Raw genomic sequence first — 2,826 nt, forward strand, 5'->3', positions numbered from 1 at the left:
GGGGCCGCGGGGGCGTTCGGCTAACTGCGGGAGCGAGCCATCAGCTCAATGTGTTCGGCTGAGATCGGAAATCAACCTCCGCCTTGAAGGACTCGAAGTCCGGCCACGTCCTTCCGCGGAAGAACTCGTCCTTGATGTGGCCGAACACCTGCTCCGTCGCGCCGTTGTCGATGCAGTTGCCCTTCCGGGACATGCTCTGCACCACGCCGGCCTCCTCCAACCGCCTGCACCAACCGGCCTGCTGGTACTGCCAGCCCATGTCCGAGTGCAGGATCGGCCTGGAGCCCTTGGGCTTCTTGGACACGAGCTGGTCGAGCAGCTCGTGCTGCTGAGCCATGTTGGGGTGCAGCGACGTGGACCAGGCGACGATCTCCTTGCTGCCGAAGTCGTAGACCGGCGCGAAGTAGGCCTTGCCCCAGGGCTGTTTGAACTCGGTGACGTCGGTGCCCATCTTCTCCCACGGCCCGTCGGCGGCGAAGTCGCGCCCGATGACGTTCTCGAAGGTCTTTCCGACCTTGCCCCTGTACGAGTTGTACCTGTGGTAGTCGGTCTCGCGGCGGATCCCGCAGCTGATGCCCATCTCGCGCATCATCTTCAGCACGGTCTTGTAGGCTATGCGCACGCCCTGCTCGGCGCGCAGGCACATGGCGATCTGCCTGTGGCCGCACCCGTTGGCGGTGCGCGAGAATATCTCGGCGGCGGCCTCCCAGAGCTCGGGCCTGGTGGGAGCCTTCGGGTGCGACAGCGCGTAGTAGTAGCTGGACCGGGCCATGCCGGCGCACTCCAGCAGGCGCCCCAGCCCGTGCCCCTCTTCGCGCAGGACCCTCACGGCCTCGACCTTCGCCCTGGTCAGAGCCCGTCCCTCTCGACCAGGGCACGCAATTTTTTTAGGTAGGCCACCTCGGTCTCGAGCCTTCGGCAGCGCTCCTCGAGCTCCTCCTCGCGGGTCCGCGGCCTCGCCTTGGAACCGCTCGGCCGGCCCTTGGGCCTCGGGCGCAGGGCCTCCGCGCCGCCCCGGCGGTAGAGCGCGCACCATCTCTTGAGCGGCGACATCGACATTATGCCGAACGCCGCCATCGCCTCGGCCTTCGTCATGCCGCCGTCGACCACGGCGAAGGCTGCGGCGACCTTCTGCTCGTATGTGTACCTGGCCTGCTTGCCGTCCATGGATAGCAGCACCTCGCTTCCGAACGACCGGTATACGCAGAGCCATTGTCTCACGGTTCCGCGCGGGACCGACAGCGCCTTCGCCGCAGACTTGTAGCCGTGGCCTTGCTCGAAGAGCCCGATCGCCGCCTTCCTGGCCTCGATGTCGTGCTTCACCCTCAAGTCGACACGCATAAAAAGCCTCCCATTTCTCATGTCCAAGAAATGGGAGGCAGTTCAGAAAGCCGTCGGGCGCGTTTTTGATGTATCGATTTTTAGCCGAGGCAAGTCCAGTTGACGGGGGCCGAGCCGTGCTGTTCGAGTAGCCGATTGGCTGCCGAGAAGGGACGCGATCCCATAAAGGCGGGGAGTTCTGCCGTGGCACGGTTGGCCGAAAGCGGCGAGGGGTGCGTAGAGGCCAGGCAGAACTTGCCGGTTGTCTTGCCCGCACCAGTTGCGACGATCTTGCCTTCGACCATCTGCTGGGCAAAGCGACCCCATGCCAAAAAGACGACCGGCTGGGGCAGCTGGCAGCAGCGTTCGATAACGTAGTCGGTGAGCGTGCTCCAGCCTAGTTTGGCGTGTGAGTTGGCGGCATGTTCGCGCACGGTGAGCGTAGTGTTGAGAAGCAGGACGCCCTGTTGTGCCCATGGGGTTAGGTCTCCCGTGGCGGGAATGGGGCAGCCCAGATCGGCTTTGAGCTCCTTATAGATGTTGCGCAGGCTCGGCGGCAACTTGGTTTGCGTCGCGGGGACCGAGAACGACAGCCCCATGGCCTGGTTGGGTCCGTGATAGGGGTCCTGACCCAAGATGACAACTTTGACCTGGTCGGCCGGCGTGTAGGCGAGGGCATTGAGGATGTCGTCTTGTGCCGGGTAGATGGTCTGCTCGGCACGCAAAAGGGCGATGCGCTCGAGCAGCTGGTTCGTAGTGTCACGTACCGGCTGCGGCGCATTGCCCAACCAAGTTGCTATGTTGCGGTCGCGGGTTGCGGTGTCCATGGGGCTCCTTTATGGCAGATGCTCTGTTGGCATCTATTGTAAAGGCGCACCGGTTGCCTTTATGCCGCGGCTGCATGAAGAGCGGGGTCTACGAGGCGCGCTCGGGCGCTCCTGCCATACGAGCGCGTCCATGTGCGCGGAGGCGCGGAAGCTCGACGGTTGCCGCCATGACGCCGGTGAGGATGAGAGCTGCACCCAGGAAGGCGATGGGGCTCAGGACCTCGCCGACTAGGAAGAACGAGAAGACAGCGGAGCAGACCGGCTCGAGCGAGAAGGCAAAGCCGGTGGTCTCGGCGGGCACGTGGGGCTGCACGAGCGTCTGGGTGATAAAGCCGTAGGCAGAGCAGATAAGCGCGAGCGTGACGACGACCACGATCTCGCCCGGCGTGCTGGGAAGCGTGAAGCCGCCAAAGGTGAATGCCGTGACGCCCGAGAACAAACCGCCAAAGCCTAGCTGCCAAACGCCCAGAGCCAGCGGATCGACTTCTTCGACAAAGCGCTTGGCCACGATAATGTGGCTGGCATAGATAAAGGCCGAGAGCAGCATGATGATTGCGCCGGGATTCAGGCTGGTGAAGTCGGCGCCCGAGAGCAGCAACATACCGCACTGATATTTTCTGTATTGAAGACGTCGATGGTGCACCCGTATACCATTGACGTCGACACCATCAGATGCGGA

4 protein-coding genes are annotated in these 2,826 nt (G+C 63.4%); all 4 read right to left on the reverse strand.

Features of this window, described 5'->3' with window-relative positions:
• Positions 1-40: 40 nt before the first annotated feature.
• A complete protein-coding gene (locus AB5767_RS09975) occupies positions 41-829 on the reverse strand; it encodes an IS3 family transposase (RefSeq protein WP_368132613.1) in 789 nt (262 codons plus the stop codon).
• A gap of 20 nt (positions 830-849) precedes the next feature.
• Positions 850-1,341 carry a helix-turn-helix domain-containing protein gene (locus AB5767_RS09980; protein WP_368132614.1) on the reverse strand — a complete coding sequence of 164 codons (492 nt, stop codon included), beginning with the start codon at positions 1,339-1,341 and terminating at the stop codon, positions 850-852.
• Positions 1,342-1,421: 80 nt separating this feature from the next.
• Positions 1,422-2,147, reverse strand: coding sequence for a uracil-DNA glycosylase (locus tag AB5767_RS09985; RefSeq protein ID WP_368132615.1), 726 nt, complete (start codon positions 2,145-2,147; stop codon positions 1,422-1,424).
• A gap of 88 nt (positions 2,148-2,235) precedes the next feature.
• A partial coding sequence (locus AB5767_RS09990) for a DMT family transporter (RefSeq protein ID WP_368132616.1) occupies positions 2,236-2,826 on the reverse strand: 591 nt, incomplete at its 5' end.

The organism is Collinsella aerofaciens (assembly GCF_040926265.1).
Lineage (GTDB): Bacteria > Actinomycetota > Coriobacteriia > Coriobacteriales > Coriobacteriaceae > Collinsella > Collinsella aerofaciens_BB.

Bases quoted from the DNA above. Each gene is read 5' to 3' on its own strand.
- AB5767_RS09980 (WP_368132614.1), bottom strand. From the start codon at position 1,341: ATGCGTGTCGACTTGAGGGTGAAGCACGACATCGAGGCCAGGAAGGCG.
- AB5767_RS09985 (WP_368132615.1), bottom strand. From the start codon at position 2,147: ATGGACACCGCAACCCGCGACCGCAACATAGCAACTTGGTTGGGCAAT.